Below are 22,165 nucleotides of genomic sequence, written 5' to 3'. Positions count from 1 at the left end.
GTGGAGGGGGGCTGCGGGGTGACCGGGGGTACCGTCGGTACTGACCGATGAAGGCCGACCACATGTCCACCTCGCTGGGCGAATCCCTGCCGATCCTGGGCGTCGACCCCGACGCGACCACCGAGTCCGCCGGGCCGACCCGCCGCCAGACCCGCCAGATCACGGTGGGTCCCGTCGGGGTGGGGTCCGAGTCGCCGATCACGGTCCAGACGATGACGGTGACGCCCACCCACGAGGTCGACACCACGCTGCAGGCGATCGCCATGGTCCAGGCCGCGGGGGCCGACCTGGTCCGCATCGCCGTTCCCCGCCGCGAGGACGCCGACGCGTTGGCCGACATCGCCGCCCACTCCCAGATCCCGGTGATCGCCGACATCCACTTCCAGTGGAAGTACGCCGTGGCCGCCATCGAGGCCGGCTGCGCCGGTGTGCGGATCAACCCCGGCAACATCAAGAAGCACGACAAGGTCAAGCTGATCGGGGACATGGCCGGCGAGCGTGGCATCGCGATCCGGATCGGCGTCAACGGCGGGTCGCTGGAGGACGAGATCCTCGCGGAGTTCGGTGGCCCCACCCCCGAGGCGATGGTCGAGTCCGCCCTGCGCGAGGTGCGACTGCTCGAGGACGTCGACTTCTACAACACCAAGATCTCGGTCAAGCACTCCGACCCGTGGGTGATGATCCAGACCTACCGCCTGCTGGCCGAGCGCTGCGACTACCCGTTCCACCTCGGCGTGACCGAGGCCGGGCCGAAGTACTCGGGCTCGGTCAAGTCCGCGATCGGCATCGGGACGCTGCTGGCCGAGGGGATCGGCGACACCATCCGCGTGTCCCTGAGCGCCGACCCGGTCGAGGAGATCAAGGCCGGGATGATGATGCTGGAGTCGCTGCACCTGCGCGAGCGCGGCCTCGACGTCGTGTCGTGCCCGTCCTGCGGGCGCGCCCAGGTCGACGTGTGGAAGTTGGCCGAGGACGTCCAGAAGGGCCTCGACGGCAAGATCGACGTCCCCCTGCGCGTGGCCGTCATGGGCTGCGTCGTCAACGGTCCGGGCGAGGCCCGCGAGGCCGACCTGGGCGTGGCCGCCGGCAACGGCAAGGGCCAGATCATCAAGAAGGGCGAGACCATCGCGACGGTGACCGAGGAGGACATCGTCGAGACCATCGTCTGGTTCGCCGAGGAGATGGCCGACGAGATCCGTGCCGAGCGCGGTGAGGGCAAACCCGTGGTCGCCTGACATCGGCGGGATCCTGCGGGAGCGGGGTGGAGGCGCAACACTGGGGACATGGCTTCCATCCGGCTCGACGACGTCACGGTGCGGCGGGACGACGAGCTGGTGCTGGACGGTGTCGACCTGGTCGTGGCCGACGGTGAGGCGGTCGCCCTGCTCGGTGCGTCCGGCTCGGGCAAGACCACCCTGCTGCGGGTCGTCGCGGGACTGGTGGACCTGACCAGCGGTCGCATCCTCCTGGACGGTGAGGACGTCGCCACGGTCCCGACCCGCGATCGCGACCTGGCCATGGTCTTCCAGGGTGCGTGGCTCCAGCCGCACCTGACCGTCACCGGGAACATGGAGTTCCCACTCAAGCTGCGCAAGACCCCTCGCAAGGAGCGCTGGCGTCGGATCGGTGCCGAGCTGCGGGCGTTCGCGATCGGCCCCCTGGCGGACCGGCGTCCGCGGACCCTGTCGTCGGGGGAGCGCCACGTCGCGGCCACGGCCCAGTCCATGGTCCGGGCCCCGTCGGTGCTGTTGATGGACGAGCCCCTCGCGCAGGTGGACGCCGCTTCACGCAACGAGGTGCTCCAGCAGGTCGACCAGGTCCGCTCGGGCTACGGCTGCACCTTGCTCGTGGCCACCAACGACCGCCGCGTCGCCGCGGCCCTGGCCACCCGCACGGCCGTCATCGAGGCCGGCCGCATCGTGCAGTGCGCGCCGTTCCAGGTGCTGTGGGCCGAGCCCGCCACCATGGGCGTCGCCGACCTGGTCGGTGCGTGGACGCTGACCCGTCTCGATGCCACCGTCCGGTCGATCGCCGGCGAACGCCTGCGGCTGGTGACGCCGGCCGGGAGCCTGCGGACCTGGCGTCGCGACGTCCCGGACCGGGGCCGGGTCGTCGTCGGGATCCGTCCCGAGGACGTCGAGCTGGTCCCGGCCCCCGACGGTGACCTGGTCGCCGTCGTCGAGTCGGTCCGTCCAATCGGCGGCGAGGTGGTGGTGTGGCTCGGTGCCGGACCCCCGGGTGACCGGGTCTCCCTCCAGGCACTCGTCCGGGGGCCGGGCCCCCGGGTCGGCGACGAGGTCGGCCTCGCGGTGCGCAGCTTCCACGTCTTCGACGACGCGCATCGAGCGCTCGCGCACGTGCACCGGCCGAGCGGGTAGGCGGAGGGGCTCCGTCCCGGCGACAGCCGGATCCTGGTCGGTCGGACAGCCCGGTGGAGCACTGCGAGCCCCACCCTCCTCTGATACGGTCGCGTGTCGACGGTTGGGCTTGCCCGCCGTCGACGGTGTGTCCGGGTCGCCCCGCCATGCGGGTGCGCTCCGGCTCCCGGACAACAGACAGCATTCGCGTGCGGTCGGCCCTCGGGCCGACCGTTGGTCGTCGGAACGACCCCGACACCGCCCCCGCGAACGACGAACGACCCGACCTGACCAGCGTCGACCGCCACGTGGCACGACGAGACGACGACCCGGACCGAGAGGAGCGCGCCATGGCCGACGACACCACTGCGACGGCCGACGCGCTGCGGGCCGCGATCGCCGAGGTCGTGGCCGACCACGACGTCGAACTGCTCGAGGTCGAGGTCAAGGGCCCCCGCAACCGACGCATCGTCCGGCTGGTGGCCGACGCACCCGACGGTCTCGACATCGAGACCATCGCCGCGATCTCGCGTGAGGCTGGTCCCGTCGCCGACGACCTCGTCGACGGGTCCTACACCCTGGAGGTCTCCTCGCCGGGCGTCGACCGTCCCCTCACGACGGTCGGACAGTTCGCCCGCAACGTGGGTCGCGACGTCGAGGTGCGCCACGCCCGCGGCGACACCGACACCCAGACCACCGGCACCATCGCCGACGTCGACGAGACCACGCTGGTCCTCGACGTCGGCAAGGAGCAGGTCGAGATCCCCTTCGACGAGGTGTTCGAGGGCCGGATCGTGCTGCCCTGGTGACCCGCACCGCAACCGGTCCCGGCCGCCGCCGGACCCGCACCACCACAGGAGTTGGACATGGACCCCGACAAGCCGATCGACATCGAGACGCTGCGGCTGATCGCGCGTGAGAAGGACATCGAGTTCCACACGGTCGTCGAGGCCTTCGAGACCGCGTTCGCGTCCGCCTACAAGCGCAGTGGCCAGTTCGACGCCGACGAGGTCCGGGTCCACGTCGACCGTGGCTCCGGGGACATCAGCGTGTACGCCCAGGAGCTCGACGACGACGGCAACGTGGTCAGCGAGTGGCAGGAGCAGCCCCGCAACCTCGGTCGCATCGTGGCCCAGACCGCCCGCCAGGTGCTCCTGCAGCGTCTGCGGGAGGCCGAGCGCGAGGCGACCTACGGTGAGTACGTCGGGCGCGAGGGCGACATCGTCTCGGGCCAGGTCTCGCTGCAGGGCAACGTGACCCTCATCGAGCTCGGTCGCACCGAGGCCCTGCTGCCCTATGCCGAGCAGGTGCCCAACGAGCGACTCAACCACGGCCAGCACACCCGCGCGATCGTGACCGAGGTCCGGCGGGACTCCCGTCGTGCCCAGATCATCTGCTCGCGCAGCCACCCCGGTTTCGTCGCGGCGATGTTCGCCCTCGAGGTGCCCGAGATCGAGGACGGGACGGTCGAGATCAAGGCGATCGCCCGCGAGGCCGGGCACCGCTCCAAGGTCGCGGTGGTGTCCAACAACACCGACGTCGACCCGGTCGGCGCGTGCGTCGGGCCGGGCGGCGAGCGCGCCAAGGGTGTCCAGCGCGAGCTCCACAACGAGGAGTCCGAGCGCATCGACATCATCCGTTGGTCCGACGAGCCCGAGGGCTTCGTCGCCAACGCCCTGTCACCGGCCAAGGTCACCGCGGTCTACCTCTACCCCGAGGACTCCACGGCCATGGTCGTCGTGCCCGACTACCAGCTGTCGCTGGCGATCGGTCGCGAGGGCCAGAACGCCCGGCTGGCGGCCCGGCTGACCGGCTGGCGCATCGACATCAAGTCCGAGAGCCAGTTCGAGGCCGAGCAGGCCGCGTTCCAGGAGGCGTTCGACAAGGGCCTGATCGACGAGTTCGGCAACCCGCTGAGCCAGGAGGGCGAGGAGGCCATCGCGGCCGCCTACGAGACCGCCGAGGAGACCCGGGCCGCTGCGCTCGAGGAATCCGACGACGACAGCGAGTCCTGAGCGCCCACCCACTGACGGCGACCCGACGTCGCCGTCACCTCCACGTGCCGTCGGCCAAACGACGCCGCCGCCACGCCCCACCCACCGGGAGTACCATTGCATGAGTCCGGCATCCGCCACGCTGCCGGCGGGGGAACCTCCCCGCCGTCGGTCCGCACATCCACAACGAACGTGCGTGGCCTGCCGCCGGACTCGCGACAAGCAGGACCTGGTCCGACTGGCCCGGCACGGTGACGACGTCGTCGTGGACTGGGACCAGACCGCACCGGGGCGAGGCAGTTCGATCTGCCCCGACCTCGACTGCGTGGAACAGGCCACCGCCCGCGACGCCGCACGGCTGCGAGCCAGCCTCCGCGGCGGCACCGTCGACCAGGTGCTGTGCGCGCTGACGGAAATCCACCACCATCTCGAGAGCGCCCAGCACTCCAAGGAGCACAACGCGTGAGCAACAAGGTCCGCGTCTACGAACTTGCCAAGGACATCGGCCTCGAGAACCGCGAGGTCGTCCGAAGGCTCAAGGACATCGGCATCGACGTGACGAGCCACTCGTCGTCGGTGACGATCGGCGATGCCCAACGGCTCAAGGAGTCGCTGGGGGTGAGCCAGGCCGAGCGCAAGGCGGCCGAGGAGGCCAAGGCCCGCAAGGAGGCCGAGGAGCTGGAGCGGTATCGCCAGATGGCCGCCAAGGCCGACGCCCCGGCGAACAAGAAGGCCAAGAAGGTCCTGCCGCCCCACCTGCGCAAGCAGCAGGAGGAGGCCGAGGCCGCCGCTGCGGCAGCCGCCGCAGCCGAGCCCGACGACGTCTCGGAGCCGGACCCGTCGCCGACGTCGTCCGACGACGAGTCGGACGAGTCGGCCACCGCCGCCCCGGCCGCGTCCACGGACGACGGTGACGCCACCGCCGAGGCCACGACCTCCACCGAGGACGGCCCCGACGACACGGCGACCTCCGCCACGGCCGAGGACCAGGCAGCCACCGCCGAGGGTTCGGGTGGCGAGGGCGCGCGACGCATGCCCGGCAAGCCCCCGCCACGCCTGACCAAGGGCGAGGTGCCGCTGCGACCTGCCCGACCGGGCAAGGACGCCGGCACCGACGGCGGCGACGCACGCCTGTCCGTGACCGGCGAGGGCGTCGAGGCCCGTCGCCGCGTCGAGGTCAACATGCCCAAGGCCGGCAGCGGCAAGCGCTCGATCCCGCCGCCACTGCGCAAGGCACCCGCACGTCCGCAGCAGCCGTCGACCCCGCCGCGGTCCACCGGTGCGCCCAAGCGCTCCGGTGGTGGCGGCCGTCCGTCGTCGCCCTACCGCCAGCCCGTCAACCGCGGTGGCCCCGGTGGCACCCCCGGTGGCGGCGGCCAGCCCGGTGGCGCCGGTGGTCCCAAGCGTGACGGCGGCCGACGTCACCGTCGCAACAAGCAGAACCCGGCGGAGCAGGAGCTGGAGCGCCGTCCACGCCAGCGCAACATCCCCATCGAGGAGCAGATCACGACCGACCGGGTCGAGGTGCTGCCCGGGGTCACCCTGGGCGAGCTCGCCGACAAGCTCGGCGTGCCCGGTGGTGCCCTGGTCAAGAAGCTGTTCGAGATGGGCGAGATGTTCACCGTCCAGCAGACCCTGCCCGACGACACGCTCGAGATCCTCGGGGCCGAGCTGGGCTTCGACGTCTACTTCCTGTCCCAGGAGGAGGCCGAGTTCGGCGTCGAGGTGCCCGAGGAGGACGAGGACCTGCAGGACCGTGCACCGGTCATCACCGTCATGGGCCACGTCGACCACGGCAAGACCAAGCTGCTCGACACCATCCGCAACGCCGACGTCGTGTCCGGCGAGGCCGGCGGCATCACCCAGCACATCGGTGCCTACCAGATCAACCACGACGAGGGTCAGCTGACCTTCATCGACACGCCGGGTCACGCGGCCTTCACCGCCATGCGTGCCCGCGGCGCCGACGTCACCGACATCGTGATCCTCGTGGTCGCGGCGGACGACGGCGTCATGCCGCAGACCATCGAGGCCATCCAGCACGCGAAGGCGGCCGGGGTCCCGATCGTCGTCGCGGTCAACAAGATGGACGTCGAGGGTGCGAACCCCGACAAGGTCAAGGGCCAGCTCGCCGAGCACGAGGTCGTCGTCGAGGAGTACGGCGGCGAGGTCCCGGCGGTCGAGGTGTCGGCGCTGCAGGGCGAGGGCATCGACGACCTGCTCGAGGTCGTGCTGCTGCAGGCCGAGCTGCTCGAGCTGCAGGCCAACCCGGACAAGGACGCCCGCGGACGCGTCGTCGAGGCTCACCTCGACCGTGGCCGAGGGGTCGTCGCGACCATGCTCATCCAGGCCGGGACGCTGCGTCGCGGGGACATCCTCGTGGCCGGCACGGCCGACGGCAAGGTCCGCGCGATGTTCGACGAGCGCGGCGACCAGGTCGACGAGGCCGGTCCGGCCAAGCCGGTCCAGGTCCTGGGCCTCAACGAGGTCCCCGAGGCCGGTGACGAGTTCCGCGTCGTCGACGAGGAGCGCTTCGCCCGTGGCGTCGCCGAACGACGCAGCGCCCGGGAGCGTCGGGCCGAGCTGGCCGGACAGGCCCGCCCCAAGACCCTCGAGGAGCTCACCGAGGAGGTCAAGGAGGGTCAGAAGGAGGTCCTCAACGTCCTCATCAAGGCCGACGTCTCCGGTTCCGCCGAGGCGCTCGAGGACGCGCTCAGCAAGATGGACCTCGACGAGGTGAAGGTGCGGGTCGTCTCCAAGGGCGTCGGTGCGATCACCGAGTCCGACGTCCAGCTCGCGGAGGTGTCCGACGGCATCATCATCGGCTTCAACGTGCGTCCCGGTGCCAAGGCCCGCGAGGCCGTGGAGCGCTCCGGGGTGGACGTGCGTCTCTACAAGATCATCTACGAGGCGCTCGAGGACATCGAGCGCGCCGTCAAGGGGCTGCTCGGACCCGAGTTCGAGGAGCAGATCGTCGGCGAGGCCGAGGTGCGCGAGATCTTCAAGGTCCCGCGGGCCGGGTTCGTGTTCGGCTGCATGGTCACGCGTGGCGTGGTCAGGCGCGAGGCCGGGGTCCGGGTCATCCGCGAGGGTGTCGTGGTCGCCGAGGACACGATGACCTCCCTGCGTCGGTTCAAGGACGACGTGCAGGAGGTCCGCGAGGGCTTCGAGTGCGGCATCGGCCTGGACAAGTTCCAGGACGTCAAGGAGGGCGACGTCATCGAGGCCTTCGAGGTCGTCGAGGTCGAACGCGTCTAGCACCCACCCAGACACGCTCCACGCGGGTGTGTCGGGACCGGGCGACCACCCGGTTCCGGCACACCCGCGTCGCCTGTCCGGCGATCGTCGACGATGGGCCAGTTGACGCGTGGGCGGTGGTCGCGTTGCCTCGGTGGTGGTGCAGGCTGCGATCCCCCGACCACGCTGGAGCCACCCGATGCCCCCCACCTCCTCCGTCCCCCCGACCGACGCGACGACCGCGTCGCCCCCGAGCGCCCGCCGCTGGCTGCCCATGGCGCTGCTGACCTTCGTCCTGGCCGCGGCCGCCACGATGCTGACCGGCTCGCAGGCCCGGGCCGCCGACTGCACGGCACCGGACCAGCGTCCGACCGTCATGTTCCTCGACACCGACAGCGGCGTCGACAACAGCGCTGTCGGTGACGGGTGCACGATCAACGACTTGGTGGACGACGAGGCCACGTGGGACGGCCACGGCGCGTTCCTCGACCACGTCCGCCAGGTGGTGGGCGACCTCGTCGACGACGGCGTGCTCGCCAACCGCGACCGCGGGGCGCTGATGCGCGCCGCCGCCCAGTCCAAGGTCGGCCGGGTCCCCGGCTACGACGTGCTGTTCGACGGCACCGCCGAGTCCTTCGCCGACTGGGCCTACGCGGGTGACGGCGGGTTCGACCTGGTCGACGGCACCATCCGCTCGCGGGCGGGGCAGGACGGTGGCTTCGGGACCCTGTGGTACCCCGAGGAGGAGTACGGCGACTTCTCCCTGCGACTGCAGTTCCGCGACGACGCGCCCGGACCGGCCGACGTCCGCGCCAACAGCGGTGTCCAGGTCCGCTTCCCCCCGCTGTGGGAGCCGGTCGAGGGCTGCCCGACCACCTTCAACGGCAACGAGACCAACAACCTGTCGTGGATCGCGGTCAACTGTGGCCACGAGATCCAGATCAACGACTCGACCGACGGTGACCCCCGCAAGACCGGGTCGATCTACGGCTTCGCCGACCTCACCCTCGAGGAGGCCAACCCGACCCCGAAGGGCACCTGGAACGACCTCGAGATCCGGGTCGTGGACCAGCACTACACCGTGATCCGCAACGGCGTGGTCATCAACGAGTTCGAGAACCTGCCCGGGCTGCCCTTCCCCGGCCGCCCCAACGACCCGGACTCCTCCAGTCGTGGACTGGTCGGCCACGTCGGCGTGCAGGCACACGGCAGCCCGCCCGACGTCGTGTCGTTCCGCAACATCCGCGTCCGTGAGCTGCCCGACGACTGCTGACCTGCGTCGTTCAGGAGGCGGTCGCGTCCACGTGTGGCGCCAGCACCCGGGCGGCGGTCTCGACGTCGTCCATCGTGTTGGCGAGGTGGAACGACACCCTGGTCCGGCCGTTGCGCGACGCCGTGACCAGCCCGGCCTCGGCGAGGTCGTCGGCCGGGTCGCTCGTGGTGGACAGGCTGACGATGGCGCTGCCCGCTGCCGGCAGGCCGAGACGCTCGCACAGCGCCGCCGCCAGTCCGACGTCGTGGTCGTGGATGCGCGCGACCCCGAGGTCCAGGAGGGCGTCGAGGGACTCCGCGGTCGCGGCGACGTCGAACCAGGCCGGGGACACGGTGAAGCGTCGGGCGTCGTCCGCCAGTCGCAGGGGTGGCCCGTAGCAGGACTCCCACGGCGCATCGCTGGCGTACCACCCGGCCAGGTGGGGGACCAGCCAGTCGGCGTCGGCGCCGACGGTCATGAAACCGACGCCGCGTGGCGAGCACAGCCACTTGTAGGCACTGCACACCGTGACGTCGAAGCGCGACGCGTCGACCGGCAGCCAGCCGGCAGCCTGGGTCAGGTCGACGCACGTCCGCACGCCGTGCGTCGTCGCTGCGTCGGCCAGCGCGTCGAGGTCCAGCACCCGGCCGTCGGCCGACTGCACGGCGCTGACGGCCACCAGGTCGACCTCGCTGGTGACGTGGTCGACCAGTTCCTCGAGCGGGACGTGCACGACGTCGAGCGTGCCGGCGGCGAGGAACGGGTACAGCACGGAGGTGAAGTCCTCCCGGGCACACAGGACCCGGGCACCGGGGGCCAGGCTCGCGGCCACGGTGCCCACCGAGATCGACGCGGCCCCCGGCATCGCGACCCGGTCGGCGCCGACCCCCACCAGTTGGGCGAAGGCCGCGCGTGCCCGGTCCACGTCGACGTCGAAGCCGACCGAGTCGACCCGCCCCGCCTCCCAGTCGTCGAGGCAGGCCCGCAACCGCGTCGTGGCGGCCCGTGGTGGCAGCCCGAGGGTGGCGGTGTTGCAGTACCCGGGGACGGGGGTGAAGTGGCGCTGGACGTCGTCGGTGAACATGCCCGCCCACGCTAGCGATCACCGGCCGGGTGGCCGTGACGGACCGGGGTCCGGCACACTGGGGGCGCGGTGAGGCGACGACCGCGAGGACATGGGTGTGCACGTCGGGGCGATGCGGGTCGACCTGCACCTGCCCGAGGCGGGGTCGCTCAAGGGCCGTCGCGCCATCCTCAACAAGGCCCGGGCCGCCCTGCGCCGGGACCTCGACGTGTCGGTCGCCCAGGTCGACGACACGCAGACCTGGCAGCGCGGATCCCTGGCGATCGCGGTCGTCGCGGGCGAGCCGGCCGGGGTGGACCGCGTGCTCGATCGCGTCGTGGCGGTCATCGAGCGTGACCCCCGGGTCGTCGTCACGGGGGTCGTCGAGGACGTCGCGTTCCTCGACCTCGACCGCGATCCGACGGCCGGGCTCCTGGACGTGCGCAACCGGCTGCCGGGCCAGCCCTGACCGCGCTCGTCGCCGGTCGTGGCACGGCACGATCGGTCGGTGGCGTGGGCTGTCCGTCCGGGTCGTGCGGTCGGTCGGCCGGCAGGGGCCGAGTGGTACCGTCGAGCGCCCACTCGCAGTCGCGGAGGACCCCCATGGCACGCACGAACTCGCGTCTCTCCCGGGTCGTGAAGGAGGCCGTGGCGCGGATCCTCACCCAGGACATCTCCGACCCGCGCCTGCAACTGGTGACCATCACCGATGCCGAGGTGACCCGGGACCAGTCCTACGCGACGATCTGGTACTCCACGATCCCTCAAGGCGTCCTGGCGGCCGATCCGCTCCGGACCGGGGGCGATCGGCCCGCGTCCGACGAGGAGGTCGCCGCGGCCTTCGCGTCCGCCCACGGACGCATCCAGGGACTGCTCGCCGACCGGTTGACCAGTCGCAAGACGCCCGAGCTGCGCTTCGAGGCCGACCCGGTGACCGAGCAGGCGGCACGGGTCGAGGACCTGATCCGCCGGGTCCGTGATCGCGAGCGCTCCGGCGACGACGTGGTCGTCGGTGACGGCGTGGTCGACCCCGAGGTCGACGCCCGCCCGGACCCGCTGGACGAGGAGTGGGACCGTACCGACGCCGACGATCCGTCCGCATGAGCCGACGGCGCAACGACCCCGACATCGCCGGGGTCCTGGTGGTGGACAAGCCGGCCGGCATGACCTCCCACGACGTCGTGGCGGTCGTGCGACGCGCGCTGGGGATGCGCCGGGTCGGCCACACCGGGACGCTGGACCCGGCCGCGACCGGGGTGCTGGTGTGCGCCGTCGGACGCGCCACCCGGCTGGTCGAGCTGCTCCAGGGCGGCGCCAAGACCTATGCCGCCACGGCCGTGCTCGGGGTCGTCACCGATTCCCAGGACGCCGACGGCGAGGTGCTCTCCACGACCGATGCATCCCACCTCACCGAGCACCAGGTCTGCGAGGCGATGATGCAGTTCATGGGCACGATCGAGCAGGTGCCGCCCATGGTGTCGGCGCTCAAGGTCGACGGCACGCGCCTGCACGAACTCGCCCGGCGAGGCGAGGAGGTCGAGCGAGCGGCCCGGACGGTGGTCGTCCACGACCTGGTCGTGGAGGACTGGGAACCGGGCACGCACCCGCGGGTGTCGTTCCTCGTGACCTGCTCGGCCGGCACCTACGTCCGCACCATCGCCCACGACCTGGGGGAGCACCTCGGGGTCGGCGGGTCCCTGGCGTCACTGCGTCGGGTCGCCAACGGTGCGTTCACGGTCGACACCGCCCTGTCGCTGGACGAGGTGCGGTCACGCGGCGAGGCCGGGGACCTGGTCGCCGACCTGGTCACGCCGGCCGCGGCCGTGGCCCACCTCCCGCGCGTGACCGTGGACGACGAGACCTGGCGGGGACTGGTCCACGGCCAGTCACTGCCAGGCGACCTCCTGCCCGACGCGCCCGAGGACGCCCCCGACGACCCGTTCGCCGTGCTCGACCCCGACGGCGCCCTGGTCGGCATCTATCGTCGCAGTGAGGACGTCGGACGACCCGACTTGGTCCTGGCCCGGCCGGAGGATCGACCGGCCGCCGCCGGACCGACGTCGGCCGAGGAGCCCGCGTGACCGTCGTCACGGATCGACTGCACCACGTCGACGTCGCCCCGTCGGTGGTGACCATCGGCGTCTTCGACGGGGTCCATCGGGGCCACCGGGCCCTGCTGGACCGGGTGCGTGACGAGGCCCGCACCCGTGGCATGCGTGCGGTCGCGGTCACCTTCGACCGCCACCCGATGGCCGTGCTCGACCCCGCGGAGCGACCTCCGGCGCTGCAGACCCTCGACGACAAGGTCGCCTCGCTGGAGGCGTCCGGCATCGACCACGTGCACGTGCTGACCTTCGACCGCACCGCGTCACGCGAGCCGGCGGTCGGGTTCGCCACGCGCGTGCTCGGCGGGCCGCTGGCCGCGCGCCACGTCGTCGTGGGGACGAACTTCCGGTTCGGCCACGGGGCCGTCGGCGACGTGGCCCTGCTCGAGCGACTCGGCGCCGACCTGGGCTTCACCGTCGAGGGGTTCGACCTCGTCGACGTGGGGCAGGAGGCCGTGTCGTCGTCGCGGATCCGCGACGCCCTCGCCCGGGGCGACGTGGCCTGGGCCGCCGAGGCCCTGGGGCGTCCACATCGACTGTCGGGGTCGGTCGTCCGTGGGGATGGGCGTGGACGAACGATCGGGGTGCCCACCGCCAACGTGTCGGTCGTGCCGGGACTGGCGCTGCCCGCGGCCGGGGTCTACGCGACCCGGGTCCGCCGGCGTGGCCCGGACGGCCCGACGGGTCCGGTCTGGGACGCCGTGACCAACATCGGGACCCGGCCCACGTTCGACGGACGTGACGTGACCGTGGAAGCCCACCTGCTCGACGTGGAGGTCGACCTGTACGACCAGGAGGTCGTCGTCGACGTCCTGGAGCGACTCCGTGACGAGCGTCGCTTCGACGACGTCGACGCGCTCGTGACCCAGATCCACGACGACATCGCGGCCGGGCGAGCCGTCCTCGGCCACCCTGCGCCGGAGCAGGCCGACGAGACACAAGATGCCGACGTGGCCGACGTGGCCGACGTGGCGGGCGATCCCGACCTGCTGGCACGGCCGGACGGTCCCGACACCACCGACACCACCGACGGCCCGGCCCACGAGCCCGAGCTGCCCGACGAGCCGGCGAGTCCGCCGTTGTTCCGGGACGCACCCGCGGGACGTCGGCGCCCGGGCGCCGACGCCCCCGACGATCGCCCCGGACGTCCCTGAGGGCTGGTGCTCAGTCGTCGTCGAGCGCGAAGGTGCCGTCGTCGAGCTCGCGGAGCAGTTCGCGGGCGAGGTCGACCTGGTCGGCGGGCACCAGCAGGTGCAGGCCACCGGCTGCCGGGCCGAGGTGGGGGTGCATGCCACCGGCGTCGTCGGTGCCGACTCGTGCGTCGACGCCACCCATCTGCAGGGCACCCCGTCGCAGCTCGGCGTCGAGGCGGTTGTTGGGGTGCTCGACCGCGACCTCGCGGCGCAGGGCCCTGGTGTCCTCGGTCATGCTGTTCCCGGCGTCGGCTGCACCACCCAGTCTACGCCGGGGCGCTGCCTGGTCGGTCGACGCGGTCGTGGTCCCCGACGAAGGGGAGGCAGGTCGGTTTGCATCGTCGAGGTCGATGGGGGATACTCGACACATGGCCTGAGAGACAGGTCACTTTTCGCCGTGCCCGTTCGGGCGTCGGGGCCACGTCGCACCATCACTCGGCATGTCTCGCCGGAGTCGATGGTGCCGACGGTCGCAGGAAGCGATCAGGCCCCCGGACCGGTTCCCACCGATGGGACCACCGGTGCCCGGCGCGGCAGGACGAGCAAGGAGACGCACGTTGGCAGTCCAACTCCCCGACAACAAGCAGGAAATCGTCGAGCGGTTCGCCACCCACGAGGGTGACACCGGCTCGCCGGAGGTCCAGGTCGCGCTGGCAACCCAGCGGATCAGCCACCTCACCGAACACCTCAAGGAGCACAACGGCGATCACCACTCTCGCCGTGGACTGCTCAAGCTCGTGGGCAAGCGTCGGCGCCTGCTGAACTACCTGGCCAAGACCGACATCGAGCGCTACCGCTCGCTCATCGCCGAGCTGGAACTGCGCCGCTGAACCACCCGGGCCGGACACGTCTGACGTGACCGGCCCGTTTCCGTAGGAGACACGAAGACACGCCGCGACCCAAGGACGGGTCGCGACCCCCGCACGAACCGCCCGCACCGGCGCACCGCGACCGGCCGGACGTCAGTGGCGGGGACTCGACAGGTTCGACATCACGTCCACCACACGTTCGTGGTGATCGTCGCAGCGAGTCCCCACCACTGATGGCCCGGCCCCCCGATCGCCGGAGACGGACCCGCCCCACGGGGCGTGGACCACGACGCGGCCGGCCTCGTGCCAGATCGCAAGGAGGCACCAGTGGGTGCACTCGGAATTCATGAACACACGCTCGACATCGACGGCAAGGAACTGACCTTCGAAGCGGGCCTGCTGGCCCAGCAGGCCGGTGGTTCCGTCGTCGTCGGCATGGGCGACACCAAGGTCCTGACCACCACCACGGCGTCCAGCCAGGTCAAGGACTTCCTGCCCTTCTTCCCCCTCACCATCGAGGTGGAGGAGCGCATGTACGCCAACGGCAAGATCCCCGGCTCGTTCTTCAAGCGCGAGGGTCGTCCCAGCGAGAACGCCGTGCTGGTGTGCCGCCTGACCGACCGCCCGCTGCGTCCGACCTTCACCGAGGGCCTGCGCAACGAGGTCCAGGTCGTCAACACCATCATCCAGACCACCCAGGAAGACCCCTACGACGTCGTGGCGATGAACGGCTCGTCGCTGGCGACGATGCTGTCGGGGCTGCCGTTCGACGGTCCGGTCGGGTCCGTGCGCTACGCGCTGACCCGTGACGGCTCGTGGGTCGCCTTCCCGACCTTCGAGGAGCTCGAGGAGGACGTCGTCTTCCAGATGGTCATCGCCGGTCGCGTCATCGACGGCGAGGTCGCGATCCTGATGATCGAGGCCGAGGCCACCGAGGATGCCGTCACCAAGATCGAGATGGGCGCCGATGCCCCGACCGAGGAACTCATCGGCCAGGCCATCGAGGACGTCAAGCCGATCATCCGGGACCTGTGTGAGGCCCAGCAGGCGTTCGTCGACAAGGTCGGCCGCCGCGAGCTGCGCGAGCTGCCGCTGTTCCCGAACCACTCCGACGAGGCCTACGAGGCCGTGTCGGCGCTGGCCATGGACCGCGTGACCGAGGTCTACGCCGACGAGGGTTCCAGCAAGGAAGCCAAGGACGAGGCCCTGGCCGTCATCCGTGACGAGGTCGTCGACGCCTACGTCGCCGACCTCGGGGACGACGCCGGCGACGGTGCCGCCAAGGAGGGCCGCGAGGCGTTCCGCACGGTCGAGAAGAAGGTCGTGCGTCGCAAGGTGGTCGACACCGGCGTGCGCATCGACGGTCGTGGCCCCGAGGACATCCGTGCCCTGCGGGCCGAGGTCGGCGTCCTGCCGGCCACCCACGGTGCCGGCCTGTTCCAGCGCGGTGACACCCAGGCGCTGAGCGTCCTGGCGTTGGGCACCACCCGCGACAACCAGCGGCTGGACACGCTCGACCCGGTGACCGAGAAGTACTACATGCACCACTACAACATGCCGCCCTACTCGACCGGTGAGGCCGGTCGTGTCGGGTCCCCCAAGCGTCGCGAGATCGGCCACGGGGCACTGGCCGAGCGTGCCATCAAGCCGGTCCTGCCGTCCCTGGACACCTGGCCGTACGCGATGCGCGTCGTCTCCGACGTGCTGTCGTCCAACGGCTCGACGTCGATGGCGTCGGTCTGTGGCTCGACCCTGGCGCTGATGGACGGCGGTGTGCCGATCCACGCACCCGTCGCCGGCATCGCGATGGGCCTGATCTACGAGAACGACGTCTACACCACCCTGACCGACATCCAGGGCGTCGAGGACTTCTTCGGCGACATGGACTTCAAGGTCGCCGGGACCCGGGACTTCGTCACCGCACTGCAGCTGGACACGAAGCTGTCCGGCCTGCCGGCCGACGTCCTGGCCGATGCACTCCTGCAGGCCCGTGAGGCCCGGCTGGAGATCCTCGACGTGATGGCCGAGGCCATCGCCGAGCCGCGCGACGAGGTCGCCCCGACCGCGCCGCGGGTCGAGATCATCACCGTTCCCAAGGACAAGATCGGCGACGTGATCGGCCCCGGTGGCAAGATCATTCGCGAGATCACCGAGGAGACCGGTGCGCAGATCGACATCGAGGAGGAGAACGGTGTGGGCGTCGCCCGCATCTACGGCTCCACCAAGGAGATCGCCGAGGCCGCCGTGGCGCGTGTCAACGCGATCGCCAACCCGGTCGTGCCCGAGAAGGGCGAGCGCTTCAACGCGACCGTCGTCAAGACCGTGGACTTCGGCGCGTTCGTGTCGTTGACCCCGGGCACCGACGGCCTGGTGCACATCTCCCAGCTGCGCAAGCTGGGTGACGGTGGGCGCCTGGACCACGGCGAGGACGCCGTCGACGTCGGTGACAAGCTGCTCGTCGAGATCCTCGAGGTCCTCGACGGTGGCCGCAAGTTCAAGCTCGAACTGCTGAGCGACGAGCCCAACGACGGTGGTGGGGACGGCAGCAACGACGCCGACACCGGTGCCGACGACTCCGACGACGGTGACGACGAGGCCGAGGCCTCCGACGACCGCTCGGACGACCGTGACAACGGTCGTGGGTCCAACGACGACTCGGACGACGGGGACGACGACGGCCGCTCACGCGGTCGCACCCGCTCGCGTCGCCGCGAGGCGGCCGAGGGCTCCGACGACTCCGGCCAGCGTTCGCGCAGCCGCAGCCGTTCGCGCACCCGCAGCCGCTCGCGCGGCTGACTCGCACCGAACTTCGCACTCCGACGTGCCCGGGCCCTCGCGGCCCGGGCACGTCTGCGTCCCCGGCCGACAGGGGGCGGCGGATCCGCGGGCGACCCGGGGAGAGGGGTAGGGTCGGCGGCCGATGGACGACGACTCGACGAGGAGGACTGGCGTGGCGATCCGGGTGGCGGTGGTGGGTGCCGGAGGACGCATGGGTGCCGAGGTCTGTCGGGCGGTGGACGCGGCGGACGGGCTCGAGCTGGTGGCCGCCGTCGACCCGTCGGCGGACGGGACCAGCCCGGCCGGGGTCGAGGACGGGCCGACCATCGTGGCCGCGATCGGTGACCTCGACGGCGACCGGGTGGACGTCGCGGTCGAGTTCACGACCCCGGACACCGTGCGCGCCAACGTCGAGGCACTGCTGGCCGCCGGGATCCACGTCGTCGTCGGCGCCACCGGGATGGACGGTGACGACCTGGCGGCCGTCGAAGGGGCCGCCACCGACGCCGACCGGCACGTGTTCGTGGCTCCCAACTTCGCCATCGGTGCCGTCCTGATGATGCAGTTCGCCGCGGAGGCCGCTCGGCACCTCCCCGACATCGAGATCATCGAGCGTCACCACGACGGCAAGGTCGATGCCCCGTCGGGGACCGCCCTGCGCACCGCGGACATGGTGGCCGACGCACGCACGACCGACGTCGAGCCGGTCGGGGGTGACGACCGCCACCCCGGCGCGCGTGGCTTCACCCACCGCGGCGTGCCGGTCCACGCCGTGCGCCTGCCCGGGCTCGTCGCCCACCAGGAGGTCGTGGCGGGCGGGGTCGGCGAGACCCTGACCATCCGGCACGACTCGATCGACCGGTCGTCGTTCATGCCGGGCGTGGTGCTGGCCGTCCGGGCCGTCGCCGACCTCGACGCCCCGCTGGTCGTCGGCCTCGAACACCTCCTGTAGCCGAGGTCGGGGCGGCCGGAGCCGCCCCCGGGACGGTCTCAGCCCACGCCGGCCTCCGGGGCGTTGTCGGGCACGTACTGGCTGGCGGTGAAGACCGCACCCTGCGGATCGGCGATCACGCACATCCGCACCCACGGCAGGTCCATCGGTGGTTGCAGGACCGTGCCACCCAGTTCCTCGGCCCGGGCCGCGATCGCGTCCGTGTCGTCGACACCGAACGTGACGCCCCAGCCCGCCGACCCGTCGTCGGGGTCGTCAGGGATCGTCCGGACGCTGGCGACCACGTTCTCGTAGCCGGCCGGTGTGCCCCCGTCGTCCAGGCCGTCCAGCGTCCCCGGCCGGAGCTGTTCGAGGTGGTCGCCGTAGCCGGGCAGGACCCACATCGCCCCGTCGCCCATGCCGAGCAGCCCCCAACCGAACACGGCGCCGTAGAACGCCTCGGCGCCGGCGAGGTCAGGGGTGGCCAGGTCGTTGAAGATGACGGCGCCGTGCTCGTTGACCGCCTCGGCCCCGGGGAACCGGGCGGCCTCCCACACGCACAGGACCGCCCCCTCCGGGTCGGCGAACGCCGCCATCCGGCCGGAGTCGCCGACATCGGAGGCCTCGGACAGCACGCGCCCGCCGGCCTCGACCGCTCGGGCGACGGCGTCGTCGACGGTGGCGACGCGGACGTAGGTGATCCAGGTCGGACCCGAGCCGTGCCACTCCGGCACCGGGCCGATCGCGGCGACGTCCCGCCCGTCGAGCCGGGCCACCAGGTACGGGTCCGGACTGTCCGCGGGCATGGTGTCCTTGCAGTCCCACCCGAACAGGCCGGCGTAGAAGGTCCCGGCGGCCACGGGGTCGGGCTGGTGGGCCTCGACCCAGCAGGGCACGCCGGGGATGAAGCGGTCGAGCTGGGACATGGGGTCCTCCGGGAGTTCGTCGGTGGTGGTGAGTCGGCACGCTACGAACGGACCCGGACAGCACGCGTCCTCGACTCGATGGTCCCGCGACATCGGTCGGACCGGTGACACCTGCCGGGAGGTCGGCCCCCCCGGGTGGCGGGGACTACCGTGGGCACCTGTCGGCCGATGGCCGGTCGATCCGGGCACGGACGGTCTCCCGTGCACCGTTCAAGGATCCGTACGCATGTCCGACCCGTCCCGCCCCACCGACGCGCCCACGACCGAGCCAACGCAGCCCGCACCGTCACCGTCGCCGTCGGCCGAGGCGTCCACGCCGCCGGCCGACCGGACACCCGCCAGCCGCGTCCCGGCACCCGAGCCGGATCCCCAGCCCCAGCCGGAGCCCGCCGAGGACCGCTACACCCAGGCCCTGCAGCGCTTCTCCAGCGACCTGCGCATGGCCCGCCAGGTGTGGGCGTCGATGGAGGAGCGCGACGTCCCGCGCAACTCGCGCCACTACCGGCTCTACCTCGAGGCGCACCTCGCCGCCAACGACTTCGACGGCGCGGCGACCGTCCTCGACCAGATGGCGGAACTCGGCATCGAGCGCGACGCCGACGTCACGTGGCAGATCGCGCTGGCACGGGCACGCACCGGCGTCCCGGGTGCCATGGAGCGGCTCGACGACCTCGGTCGCGAGGTGCCGACCCCCGACCGGCTGCTGCCACGCCTGTTCGGCCTGCGGGTCCGCACCGGCCAGTTGGGCGAGGCGCGGGGGCTGCTGCACCGCATGTCGCGGGTCGGGGTCGCCGCGCAGCCGGCCGACTACACGCCGCTGCTCGACGACATCCTCGATCGCAAGGCCATCCGGGACGCCGAGTCCTACGTCGCCCACCAGGTCGACGTCGGCGCCGGCCCGTCGACCCAGGTCGCCACGCGGCTGGTCACGATGATGGCCGAGGCCGGGCACCCCGACCGGGGCGAGCAACTGCTGGCCACGCTGACCGAGGCCGGGATCGCGGTCGACAACGAGGCCCGGTCCGCGCTGGTCGACGGCCACGCCAAGCGCGGTGACCGCGAGTCGGCGCAGGCCGCCATGCGGATGCTGGCCGAGGCCGGTGGCAAGGTCTCGAGCCACCACCGCAACCAGCTCCTGGCGTCGGTGATCGAGGGCGGCGACCTGCAGAAGACCTGGGCCGAGGCCCTGGCACTGTCCGAGGACGCGATCCCGTCCGGCGGCAACCTCGAGGCCATGATGGGCCTCGCACTGGATCGCAAGAACGCCACGCTGGCGATCGCGGCACTGGACTGGATGATCATGCTGGGCGTGCCGCCGCCACCGTCCAAGGTGGCAGCACTGGTCGCGGTCGTGCTGCGCAGCAAGGACGTCGACCTCGCCCTGTCGCTGTACGACGAGACCATCGCCGCGGGCCTCACCCCCGACCGGCGCCGGGGCGCCGACCTGGTCGAGGCGCTGGTGCGGGCCAACCGCCTGGACGACGCCGTCCGACTGCTGCGTCGCCTGCGGGTCTCCAAGACCCTCACCAAGGGCCAGCACTGGGGTTCGCTGCTGGCCGCGCACGCCCGGGCCAAGCACTTCGACACGGTCGTGGCACTGGTCAAGGAGATGGTGTCGGCCAAGATCACGCCGACCGTCTCCGACGCGTCCCGGCTGGTCACCGCCCTGACCAAGGCCAACCGGCTCGACCAGTCGCAGGCGTTGCTCGAACTGCTCGCCGGCGCCGGCGTGACCGTCGACGAGCCCACCTATCGCGAGCTGCTGTGGGCCTTCGCCCGCACGGGTCGACTCGAGCCCGCCACGGCCGTCCGCGACGCCATGGTCGCTGCCGGCATCGAGGCCGACGAGCGCCACGACAAGGCGATCGCCTGGGCCTCCGGCGAGACCCAGCGCCGCCTGCCCGACGCCGACCCCGACACCGAGATCGCCGAGGCCAACGCCATCGTCGAACAACGCCGGAGCGCAGCATCATCCGACCAGAAGGTCGAGAGCGCACCCGACACGCCCGCCGCACCAACGGGTGGCGCTCCTGACACGCAGGTGCAGGACGCGGCCGACCAGACCGCCGCACCAACAGGTGACGCTCCTGACACGCAGGTGCAGGACAGGGCCCAGGAGACTGCCGCACCGCAGCCCGAGGCGACTGTCGCGGACGCACCGTCCGACGACCAGTCGGACGGTTCGGACGAGGATCCGGCGGGTTCGGCGGAGGCCGAGGTGGACGCAGACCAGCCGGTCGCGGAGAAGGAGGCGGCGCCGGACGAGAGCCCGTCGGCGAGCCCTGCCCCGGACCAGCCGGCGGCCCCTGCGGACGACGTCACCGACACCTCGACGACCGAGTCGCCCGAGCCCGAGCCGTCCGCTCCGGCGGCTCCTGCGAACGTCGCCACCGACACCTCGACGACCGAGTCGCCCGACGAGGACTGAACGTCGCGCGACACGAGCGAGGGCCCGCCGTTTCCGGCGGGCCCTCGGTCATGTGTGGGGAAGCGTGTCAGCCGCCCATGTTCTCCTCGAGCCACCCGGCGGCGATGTCCGCGGGCTGCTCACCCTGGGACGCCTGGGCGTTGAGGCTGGTGAGGCCTTCGGTGGTCAGCATCGACGACACCTCGTTGAGGGTCTCCTCGATCTCCGGCGACGCGTCCAGCGTCTCTTGGCGGACCAGCGGGACGACGTTCTCGGGCGGGCTGAGGTTCTCGGGGTCCTCGAGGATGGTCAGGGTGCCGTCCTCGAACACCGGGTCGGTGGAGAACAGCAGGATCATCTGGACCTGGTCGGACTCGAGTGCGGCCAGCCGGGGCGACTTCTCCTGGATGGTCGTGAACGAGACGTTGTCGAGCCCGTAGACACTCGACAGTCCGGCGAAGCAGGTCTCGCGGTCCTCGCACTCGGGGCCACCGGCCAGGGTCACGTCGCCGGCGTCGGCCAGGTCGGCCAGGCCGGTGACACCGTTCTCTTCGGCCCACGCGGTGGTCGACACGAACACGTTCTTGTCCTGGGCCTCGGCGGGCTCGAGCAGTGCGAGGTCGTCAGCGGAGACGACCTCCCGCGCCTGCTCCAGCGCGGCCTCGGGGTCGGTCTCGGGGGTCTCGCCGTAGCCGGTCGCGATCAGCGAGCCGACGTACTCCGGGATGATGTCGACGTTGCCGGCCTGCATCTCGGGCAGCAGGATCTCGCGCGTACCGGCGTCGAGCTGGCGGTTCACCTCGAGCCCGGCTCCCTCCAGTGCCTGTGCGTAGATCTCGCCCAGGATGGTCGACTCCGGGAAGTTGAACCCGCCGACGGTGACCGTGCCGCCGCCTCCACCGTCCTCGGAGGCGGGAGCGTCGGAGGCGGGTGCGGATGCCTCGGTGGCAGCGTCCGTCGCGGCATCGTCGGTTCCGGCGTCGTTGACGCCACCGCAGGCGGTCAGGGCCAGGCCGAGACCGGCGAGCCCGACGAGCAGTCGAGAGGTGCGCATGGAACATCGTCCTTGTCGGAGTGGGAGGTGGTCGCCCCGCGTGGCGGCGAACGACCCAA

At 71.7% G+C, this 22,165-nt stretch carries 19 protein-coding genes; 15 read left to right on the top strand and 4 right to left on the bottom strand.

All coding sequences use genetic code 11. From position 1 onward, the window contains the following. Positions 1 to 62: 62 nt before the first annotated feature. The 7 genes from ispG (at position 63) to KR546_RS10160 (ending at position 8,861) form a co-directional block, all read left to right on the top strand. Positions 63 to 1,235: a flavodoxin-dependent (E)-4-hydroxy-3-methylbut-2-enyl-diphosphate synthase gene (gene ispG, locus KR546_RS10190; RefSeq protein WP_238444599.1), complete on the top strand. Its 1,173-nt coding sequence runs from the start codon at positions 63 to 65 to the stop codon at positions 1,233 to 1,235. Positions 1,236 to 1,283: 48 nt separating this feature from the next. Further along, complete coding sequence (locus tag KR546_RS10185; protein ID WP_238444598.1) at positions 1,284 to 2,378, top strand: ABC transporter ATP-binding protein; 1,095 nt, start codon at positions 1,284 to 1,286, stop codon at positions 2,376 to 2,378. Between the two features lie 329 nt (positions 2,379 to 2,707). Beyond that, a complete protein-coding gene (locus KR546_RS10180) occupies positions 2,708 to 3,166 on the top strand; it encodes a ribosome maturation factor RimP (protein WP_238444597.1) in 459 nt (152 codons plus the stop codon). Positions 3,167 to 3,223: 57 nt separating this feature from the next. Then, positions 3,224 to 4,372 carry a transcription termination factor NusA gene (gene nusA, locus KR546_RS10175; protein ID WP_238444596.1) on the top strand — a complete coding sequence of 383 codons (1,149 nt, stop codon included), beginning with the start codon at positions 3,224 to 3,226 and terminating at the stop codon, positions 4,370 to 4,372. Between the two features lie 175 nt (positions 4,373 to 4,547). After that, entirely contained in the window at positions 4,548 to 4,817 is a 270-nt protein-coding gene (locus tag KR546_RS10170) for a YlxR family protein (RefSeq protein ID WP_238444595.1), read from the top strand. After that, positions 4,814 to 7,609, top strand: coding sequence for a translation initiation factor IF-2 (infB, locus tag KR546_RS10165; RefSeq protein ID WP_238444594.1), 2,796 nt, complete (start codon positions 4,814 to 4,816; stop codon positions 7,607 to 7,609). Before KR546_RS10170 ends, infB begins: the two co-directional genes overlap by 4 nt. 178 nt (positions 7,610 to 7,787) lie before the next feature. Then, positions 7,788 to 8,861, top strand: coding sequence for a 3-keto-disaccharide hydrolase (locus KR546_RS10160; RefSeq protein ID WP_238444593.1), 1,074 nt, complete (start codon positions 7,788 to 7,790; stop codon positions 8,859 to 8,861). A 10-nt stretch (positions 8,862 to 8,871) separates the two neighbouring features. On the opposite strand, the gene KR546_RS10155 is transcribed toward KR546_RS10160, so the two are convergent. Then, the gene (locus KR546_RS10155) at positions 8,872 to 9,924 is read right to left on the bottom strand and encodes an aminotransferase class V-fold PLP-dependent enzyme (RefSeq protein ID WP_238444592.1); all 1,053 of its coding nucleotides are present in this window, start codon (positions 9,922 to 9,924) and stop codon (positions 8,872 to 8,874) included. Between the two features lie 91 nt (positions 9,925 to 10,015). Between KR546_RS10155 and KR546_RS10150 the strand changes: the two genes are divergently transcribed. From KR546_RS10150 to KR546_RS10135, 4 genes are all read left to right on the top strand, one after another. Continuing rightward, entirely contained in the window at positions 10,016 to 10,372 is a 357-nt protein-coding gene (locus KR546_RS10150) for a DUF503 domain-containing protein (protein ID WP_238444591.1), read from the top strand. Positions 10,373 to 10,506: 134 nt separating this feature from the next. Further along, complete coding sequence (gene rbfA / locus KR546_RS10145) at positions 10,507 to 11,007, top strand: 30S ribosome-binding factor RbfA (RefSeq protein ID WP_238444590.1); 501 nt, start codon at positions 10,507 to 10,509, stop codon at positions 11,005 to 11,007. Beyond that, the gene (gene truB / locus KR546_RS10140; RefSeq protein WP_238444589.1) at positions 11,004 to 11,984 is read left to right on the top strand and encodes a tRNA pseudouridine(55) synthase TruB; all 981 of its coding nucleotides are present in this window, start codon (positions 11,004 to 11,006) and stop codon (positions 11,982 to 11,984) included. Before rbfA ends, truB begins: the two co-directional genes overlap by 4 nt. After that, positions 11,981 to 13,162 carry a bifunctional riboflavin kinase/FAD synthetase gene (locus KR546_RS10135; RefSeq protein WP_238444588.1) on the top strand — a complete coding sequence of 394 codons (1,182 nt, stop codon included), beginning with the start codon at positions 11,981 to 11,983 and terminating at the stop codon, positions 13,160 to 13,162. The genes truB and KR546_RS10135 overlap by 4 nt, the downstream gene beginning before the upstream one ends. 10 nt (positions 13,163 to 13,172) lie before the next feature. On the opposite strand, the gene KR546_RS10130 is transcribed toward KR546_RS10135, so the two are convergent. After that, on the bottom strand, positions 13,173 to 13,436 hold the full coding sequence (locus tag KR546_RS10130) for a hypothetical protein (RefSeq protein WP_238444587.1): 264 nt from the start codon (positions 13,434 to 13,436) through the stop codon (positions 13,173 to 13,175). A 322-nt stretch (positions 13,437 to 13,758) separates the two neighbouring features. Between KR546_RS10130 and rpsO the strand changes: the two genes are divergently transcribed. The 3 genes from rpsO (at position 13,759) to dapB (ending at position 17,740) form a co-directional block, all read left to right on the top strand. After that, positions 13,759 to 14,031, top strand: a complete 273-nt coding sequence (gene rpsO / locus KR546_RS10125; protein WP_238444586.1) for a 30S ribosomal protein S15 — start codon at positions 13,759 to 13,761, stop codon at positions 14,029 to 14,031. Between the two features lie 306 nt (positions 14,032 to 14,337). Further along, positions 14,338 to 16,806, top strand: coding sequence for a polyribonucleotide nucleotidyltransferase (locus KR546_RS10120; protein ID WP_238444585.1), 2,469 nt, complete (start codon positions 14,338 to 14,340; stop codon positions 16,804 to 16,806). A gap of 124 nt (positions 16,807 to 16,930) precedes the next feature. Beyond that, the gene (gene dapB, locus KR546_RS10115) at positions 16,931 to 17,740 is read left to right on the top strand and encodes a 4-hydroxy-tetrahydrodipicolinate reductase (protein WP_238444584.1); all 810 of its coding nucleotides are present in this window, start codon (positions 16,931 to 16,933) and stop codon (positions 17,738 to 17,740) included. A 38-nt stretch (positions 17,741 to 17,778) separates the two neighbouring features. Here the strand turns inward: dapB and KR546_RS10110 are convergent, their stop codons facing one another. Continuing rightward, positions 17,779 to 18,645 (bottom strand): VOC family protein, encoded by an 867-nt coding sequence (locus tag KR546_RS10110; protein ID WP_238444583.1) that lies wholly within the window; start codon positions 18,643 to 18,645, stop codon positions 17,779 to 17,781. 226 nt (positions 18,646 to 18,871) lie between these two features. On the opposite strand from KR546_RS10110, the gene KR546_RS10105 reads away from it, so the two are divergent. After that, the gene (locus tag KR546_RS10105; RefSeq protein WP_238444582.1) at positions 18,872 to 21,073 is read left to right on the top strand and encodes a pentatricopeptide repeat-containing protein; all 2,202 of its coding nucleotides are present in this window, start codon (positions 18,872 to 18,874) and stop codon (positions 21,071 to 21,073) included. A 67-nt stretch (positions 21,074 to 21,140) separates the two neighbouring features. Here KR546_RS10105 and KR546_RS10100 read toward each other — a convergent pair whose 3' ends face one another. Then, on the bottom strand, positions 21,141 to 22,106 hold the full coding sequence (locus KR546_RS10100) for an ABC transporter substrate-binding protein (RefSeq protein ID WP_238444581.1): 966 nt from the start codon (positions 22,104 to 22,106) through the stop codon (positions 21,141 to 21,143). Between the last annotated feature and the right edge of the window lie 59 nt (positions 22,107 to 22,165).

It is taken from the genome of Salsipaludibacter albus, assembly GCF_019798055.1.
Taxonomy (GTDB): Bacteria; Actinomycetota; Nitriliruptoria; order Nitriliruptorales; family Nitriliruptoraceae; genus Salsipaludibacter; species Salsipaludibacter albus.
This window is presented reverse-complemented; position numbering and strand designations above follow the sequence as displayed.